This is a genomic window from Actinomycetota bacterium (assembly GCA_035536535.1).
In the GTDB taxonomy this organism is placed as follows: Bacteria; Actinomycetota; JAICYB01; order JAICYB01; family JAICYB01; genus DATLNZ01.
Genome location: DATLNZ010000151.1, coordinates 1 through 4697, shown reverse-complemented (window position 1 = coordinate 4697; position 4697 = coordinate 1). Strand labels below are relative to the sequence as shown.

The 4697-nt window shown below is 68.8% G+C and carries 6 protein-coding genes; 4 read left to right on the top strand and 2 right to left on the bottom strand.

What is annotated here, in order from left to right; all coding sequences use genetic code 11:
- The 4 genes from VNE62_09980 to VNE62_09965 all read left to right on the top strand — a co-directional run.
- On the top strand, positions 1–426 hold a 426-nt coding region (locus VNE62_09980), incomplete at its 5' end, for a peptidylprolyl isomerase (protein ID HVE92607.1).
- 2 nt (positions 427–428) lie between these two features.
- A complete protein-coding gene (locus VNE62_09975; protein HVE92606.1) occupies positions 429–1259 on the top strand; it encodes a MaoC/PaaZ C-terminal domain-containing protein in 831 nt (276 codons plus the stop codon).
- 37 nt (positions 1260–1296) lie between these two features.
- Positions 1297–2484, top strand: a complete 1188-nt coding sequence (locus VNE62_09970) for an aminotransferase class I/II-fold pyridoxal phosphate-dependent enzyme (protein HVE92605.1) — start codon at positions 1297–1299, stop codon at positions 2482–2484.
- A gap of 40 nt (positions 2485–2524) precedes the next feature.
- Complete coding sequence (locus tag VNE62_09965) at positions 2525–3451, top strand: MerR family transcriptional regulator (GenBank protein HVE92604.1); 927 nt, start codon at positions 2525–2527, stop codon at positions 3449–3451.
- 22 nt (positions 3452–3473) lie between these two features.
- Here the strand turns inward: VNE62_09965 and VNE62_09960 are convergent, their stop codons facing one another.
- Both VNE62_09960 and VNE62_09955 read right to left on the bottom strand, forming a co-directional pair.
- Positions 3474–4277: a hypothetical protein gene (locus tag VNE62_09960; GenBank protein ID HVE92603.1), complete on the bottom strand. Its 804-nt coding sequence runs from the start codon at positions 4275–4277 to the stop codon at positions 3474–3476.
- Between the two features lie 6 nt (positions 4278–4283).
- Positions 4284–4697: hypothetical protein (locus VNE62_09955; protein ID HVE92602.1), on the bottom strand; the 414-nt coding region annotated here is incomplete at its 5' end.

Below are 4697 nucleotides of genomic sequence, written 5' to 3'. Positions count from 1 at the left end.
GGCGACCCGAAGGGCGACGGGACGGGCGGAGCCGGTTACAAGGTGACGGAGGCTCCGCCCAAGACGCTCAAGTACACGGAGGGCCTCGTCGCCATGGCCAAGGGCGGGCAGGAGACGGCCGGGACGTCCAGTTCCCAGTTCTTCATCGTCACCGGTCCCGGGGGCGCCGGCCTCACCCCCGACTACGCCCTGGTGGGCAAGGTCACGACCGGAATGGATATCGCCAAGAGGATTGAGGGCTTCGCCAAGGGCGGTCCGCCCGGCGATCCGGGGGCCGAGCAGCCGACGGCCAAGGTCTACATCAACAAGTCCACTGTGGTGGAGAAGATGCCGGCTGCATCGGTGAGCCCGTCCGCGACGGGGCGCAGTCCGTCTCCGCGAGTTTCGCCGTCGGCCACGCGGAGCCCCTCCGCTACCAGGAGATAGTCGTGGCGATCAACCACGACACGGTCGGCATCTGGTCCGACGATCGCCGCTACGAGGTGACGCCCGAGGCGATCGAGCGCTATGCGGACGCGGTCAACGATCCCAGCCCCCTGTACCGCAAGGGGGCGGACTCGGTTGCCCCGCCTCTTTTCCCGATAGTGGCCGGATGGGACGCGCTGGCCGGCGTCATGGCCGAGGCGCTGCCGGTGGACCTGCTGATGCGGCTGGTCCACCTCGTCCAGGACATGCGCTTTCACCGCCCGATCCGTGCGGGCGACGTGCTCGTCTGCCGCGGGAGGGTTTCCGGGATCGCAGGAAGTCTGCGCGGGACGTCGGCCACGGCCCACGTGGTGTACGCCTCGGAGACGGGTGAGCCGTTCGGCGAGTTCTACGGGACGATCTACGTCCGGGGCCACACGGGGGAGCCCACCACCGGAGAGCCCGTGCCGTCCATCACGGCGACAAGGCAGTCAGACCCGGTCGCCGTGGTGGAGCAGCGCATCGACCCGGACCAGCCGGCCCGCTATGCGCAGGCCTCCGGCGACCACAACCCGATACACCTGGACGACTCGTTTGCCAAGCAGGTCGGGCTTCCGGGCGTCATCAACCACGGCATGAACACGCTCGCGTTCGCCTGCTGGGCCGCGGTCGAGAACCTGGCCTCCGGCGACCCAAGCCGCCTGACCCGCTTCGCCGGACGGTTCTCCAAGCCGGTGATCCCCGGCCAGCCGATCACCACCAAATTCTGGAGAACCGACGATGGACCCTACGTCTTTGAGACGGCCGGTCCGGACGGAACGGTCATCAAAGACGGCCTGGCGGTCGTCCGCTGACCGCGGCACCTCCCAGGACCGCCGGTAGACTCCGCCCATGACCCACGGCTTCACGACGCGCTCGCTCCGGTGGGGTCCGGACGAGGGGCGACGTGACCTCGGCCCCGCCGAGCCGGTGGCCGTCCCCATCTACCAGGCGTCGACGTTCGCCTTTCCGTGCGCGGAGGAGCTGGCGGAGATAATCCGCTCCGGCCACGACGCCGGCTACGTCTACTCGCGCTGGCACAACCCCACCCGCGCGGCGCTCGAGTCGGTGGTCGCCGACCTCGAGGGCGCCGGCGCGGCCGTCAGCTTTTCGTCGGGGATGGCAGCCATCACCACGTCGCTGGCCGCAGTGGCCAGGTCGGGCGACCATGTCGTGTTCTCGCCGGACCTGTACGGCGGATCGTTCGCCGTGGCCCGCAAGATCCTGCCGCGCTGGGGAGTCCGGACGACCATCGCCGGCAGCCACAGGGCCGAGGACTTCGTGGCTGCCATGGAGGACGGCACGGTCGCCTGCTTCGCGGAGACCATCGGCAACCCCACAGTCTCGGTCCCGGACCTGTCCGCGCTGGGGGCCGAGTGCCGCAGCAGAGGGGTCCGCCTGGTGGTGGACAACACGTTCGCCAGCCCCTACCTGTGCAACCCGCTATCGCTCGGCGCGGACATCGTCGCTCACTCCACGACCAAGTACCTCGGGGGCCACCACGACCTGATCGGCGGCGTGGCGTGCGGCTCCCGCGAGCTGATGGACGAGGTCCGCGAGATGTCCGTGGACCTCGGCGGCACCGCCTCGCCGTTCGACGCCTGGCTGGCCCTGCGGGGCACCGCAACGCTGGCGCTGCGCATGGAGCGTCACTGCAGCAACGCGCTACAGGTGGCGGGCTATCTGGAGGGACACCCGAAGGTGGCGCGGGTCTGGTACCCGGGGCTGCCGAGCCATCCGGACCACCGCACGGCGATGTCGATGCTGCGGGGCTTCGGCGGGATGCTCGCCTTTGAGTTAGCGGACGGACTGGACGCCGGCCGCCGGTTCACGGAAGGCGTCCGCCTGGCGAAGATGGCGCCGAGCCTGGGAGGAGTCCACACGCTGGTAATCCACGCGGCCTCGGTGACGCATACCCAGTTGACGCCGGAGGAGCGCGCCTCTGCGGGGATCGGGGAGGGACTCGTCCGGGTGTCGGTCGGCATCGAAGACCCGGAGGACCTGCTCCACGACTTCGAGCAGGCCCTGAAGAGCGCGTAGGCCTTGACTCTCCAGTAGCTGGAGGGTCCACACTGCCGTCATGGACGCCAAGCCCATGACGATCGGCGAGATCGCGAAGCGGACGGGACTGCCCGTGAAGACCGTGCGCTTCTACTCCGACGAAGGCCTTCTGCCTCCTGCGCAGCGCACGCAGGCCGGCTACAGGCTCTACTCGGACTCCGACCTCGTCCGGTTGGACCTCATCCGGACCTTGCGGGAGGCCGGGCTGGACCTGGCGGCCATACGGGCGGTGCTCAGCCGGGAGCTGAGCCTCGCACAGGCCCTGGAGCTGCGGCTGCGCGCCATCGAGGCTCACGTGACCTCGCTCGGCCGGGTGGCCGCGGCGATCAGGGCCGCACTCAAGACCGGACCCGACGAAGCAGACCTGAGGAGGTTGCAGGCCGTGACGAGACTTTCCAACGAAGAGCGCAAGGCCGTCATCGAAGGCTTCTACCAGCAGGTGTCGGAGGGGATCCCCATCGACGAGCAGTGGACGCAAGACATGATCGAAGCCAGCACGCCGCAGCTACCGGATGACCCCACTCCGCAGCAGCTGGACGCGTGGGTGGAGATGTCCGGGATCCTGTCCGACCCCCAATTCCTCCAGGGCATGCGCGAGTCGGCGTCCAGGACGTGGTCGGCCGACTTCGACCTCGAGGCGGCCAAGACGTCCAGCGAGGACGCTGTGCTCGCCGCGCGCGAGGCGATGGACCGGGGCGAGGACCCGCGGTCGGACTCCGCCGGCGCGATCGTGCGGGAGTTCGTGGAGACCCAGGCGGCTGCGAATGGACAGCAGCCCGACGATGCCTTCGTTGCCTCGTTCGTCGGGCACCTTCGCGACCAGGATCCGAGGGCGATGCGCTACTGGGAGCTGGTCGCGGTGATGAACGGTGCGCCCGAGATCACCTCACGGGTGGACGAGTGGCGGTGGCTGACAGCGGCGGTCGTCCACCACCTCAGCCGGTAGAGCGTGCGCGGGCGGGGGCCGGCTAGTTGACTATCCGGTCCCTGCCCGGGCCCCCGCGGAGGGCGTCCCGGCCTGTCCCGCCGTCGATGTAGTCGGCTCCGGTCCCGCCGTTGACTGCGTCGTTGCCGCCGTAGGCGAAGATCACGTCCGCGCCCCCGAGTCCGTTGATGGAGTCACCGAAGCGGGAGCCGCAGATGATGTCCGGACCTCGGGTGCCGGTTATGGAGACGCCCCGGCGCGCGAAGCGAGCGTCGATCCCATCCTCGCACTCTTCGACGGCGAACCTGACGGCGTCGCTGTTGTTCGACGTGTCGGCGTCGTCCGTGAATGGGTCTGAGAAAGCGAAGTTGCGAAAGGCATCTCCGGGTCGGGCGTCATCGGGAATCCTGAAGACGTACGTGACGAAGTTCGTCGACCCTTCAGGTAGCTCGGGGTCCTCGCACATCAGATCCCCGTCTTGGGTGATCTCACACGTGAACCCCTCGGGCGGAGGAGGCTGCGAGGAGGGTCCGTTCTCCACGGTCACCCCCGGCGGCACATCGTCGAACAGGCTCACGAACTCTGAATCGTCCGGGCCGTTGTTCGTGACTGCGATCGTGCATCTGATCCTGTCGCCGGGAGCCACACTCACCTCGTCGTCCGGGTCGGGTGTCTGGTGTCCGGCCCCCCTATTGGCAGTGAGGTTCCGACACGTCTTCTCGACCTGCACGTCCGCGGAGGCAGCGAGTGCCGGCGGGGCGAACGCGACGCCCGAGATGATCGCTGCCACCGCCAGAAGGGCTGTTCGGGTGGTTGCGCGTCGTCTCAGGTACACGTCATTACCCATGCTCGCTCAGCAGCGGGTGCTGACTTCCGCTCTGCAGGCATCCCGGCCCGGACCACCCACTATGCGGTCGCGTCCGGGGCCCCCGCGGATCGCGTCGTTGCCGGACCCGCCGTCCACGTAGTCGTCTCCGGTCCCACCGTTGACGGCGTCGTTGCCGCCGTAGGCGAATATCACGTCCGCGCCGCCGAGTCCGTTGATGGAGTCGCCGAACCGGGAGCCGCAGATGATGTCCGGCCCGCGTGTGCCGGTGATCGACACGCCGCGAGAGGCGCCGCGGGCGTCCATCCCTTCCTCGCACGCCTCGATGCTGAAGCGGACCGCGTCTCGGTTGTTCGACGGGTCTGGATCGGCGGACCCGAAGAGAGTCCCGACTCCTGCATCGTTGCCGAAAGACTCCCCAGGGCGCATGGCTGTTGGCAC